Source organism: Neisseria sp. P0009.S007, assembly GCF_051962515.1.
Genome location: NZ_JBQCVF010000288.1, coordinates 1 through 1647, shown reverse-complemented (window position 1 = coordinate 1647; position 1647 = coordinate 1). Strand labels below are relative to the sequence as shown.

The window sequence follows — 1647 nt, the reverse complement described above, 5'->3', positions numbered from 1 at the left end:
TTGACTGTTTGGCGATGGCATTTTTATGCCGGACTTTTGGTTGCGCCGTTTTTAACCCTGCTGGCTGTTACAGGGTTGGGAATGCTGCTATTTGCCAATATTACCGGTAAAGAAGGCGAGCGCATACATGTTACGCCTCAGGCAGTGGTTCAGCCTTTGTCGGCTCAGGCTGAAGCTGCCAGACAGTTTGTGAATCCGGAAACTTCCTCTGTGGTGCAGTATATTGCGCCGCGCACAGATGATATGGTTGCCGTATTCCGCGTGAACAATGACGATAAAGCCACTATGGTTGCCGTTGATCCCTATACGGCAAAAGTCGTGAACACGATGCCGCGCGGTCAAGGCTGGTATCACACGATGGATGAAATCCACGGCGATATTATGATTGGGGCGACAGGGGACTACCTGTTGGAAACCGCTGCGTCGCTAACCATCATCATGATTGTGACCGGTATTTATTTGTGGTGGGTAAAACAGCGTAGTCTGAAGGCTGTTTTTTTACCTAAAGCAGGCAAAGGTCGTTCTTGGTGGCGCAACCTGCACGGTGCATTTGGCTCTTGGGTTTCTTTGATTTTATTGCTGTTCTGTCTGTCGGGCGTTGCTTGGGCAGGTATTTGGGGTGGTAAAGTGGTTCAAGCGTGGAGTCAATTTCCTACGGGTAAATGGGGCGTGGAGCCTAATCCTGTATCTTCCGTATCAACCCATGGTGATGTGCTGAACGACGGTAAATCCAAAGAAGTGCCGTGGATTTTGGAGCTGACGCCTATGCCGGTTTCCGGTACGACAATGGGCGAAAACGGCATTAATCCGAGTGAGCCGATGACGTTGGAGACGGTTGACCGCTTTGCGCGCGAAATTGGCTTTAAAGGTCGCTATCAGCTTAATTTGCCTAAGGGTGAGACCGGTGTATGGACGCTGTCGCAAGACTCAATGAGCTACGATATGATTAGTCCGACTGCGGATCGTACGGTACACATTGATCAATACAGTGGCAAAATCCTGGCTGATATTCATTTCGATGATTACAACTGGTTTGGTAAATTCATGGCGGCAAGCATTGCTTTGCATATGGGTACGCTGGGCTGGTGGAGCGTATTGGCAAATGTCTTGTTCTGCCTGGCGATTATCTTTATCTGTGTCAGCGGTTGTGTAATGTGGTGGAAACGCCGTCCTTCGGAAGCGCGAGGTTTAGTTCCTCCTGCACAGAAAATTAAATTTCCGGTATGGTGGGCAATGGCTGTGCCACTTCTGATTTTGGCTGTGATTTTTCCAACGGCCATTGCTGCAATCGCTGTTATTTGGATTTTGGATACACTGTTGTTGTCGCGTATCCCAGCATTGGCAAGATGGTTTAAATAACCGTCTGATGTGATTAAAGGCCGTCTGCATCTTTTGTTTCAGACGGCCTTTGTTATAAAGGTTAAAAGAAGCAGGGGGAGTTATAATTCTGTTTAAGTTTATGCGTGAGATGGGAATTGTGATTGGCTTACAGGATTGTGTAAGAAAGACAAGGCGTTCTTGTATAAAAACAAAAAACCCACTTCATTGAAGTGGGTTTTTGATGAAGGCTTTAACCTTTGCGAGCAGGCAATTTTTCTTTAATGCGAGCTGCTTTACCGGTCAGGCCGCGCAAGTAGTACAGTTTGG

General features: G+C 47.6%; 2 protein-coding genes. One reads left to right on the top strand and one right to left on the bottom strand.

Annotated features, from left to right (window positions below):
* Nucleotides 1-1359 (top strand): PepSY-associated TM helix domain-containing protein (locus ACTHS3_RS12525; RefSeq protein WP_440368081.1); only part of this gene is annotated, 1359 nt, incomplete at its 5' end.
* A gap of 211 nt (nt 1360-1570) precedes the next feature.
* Here ACTHS3_RS12525 and ACTHS3_RS12520 read toward each other — a convergent pair.
* On the bottom strand, nt 1571-1647 hold a 77-nt coding region (locus ACTHS3_RS12520; protein WP_440364341.1), incomplete at its 5' end, for a 50S ribosomal protein L19.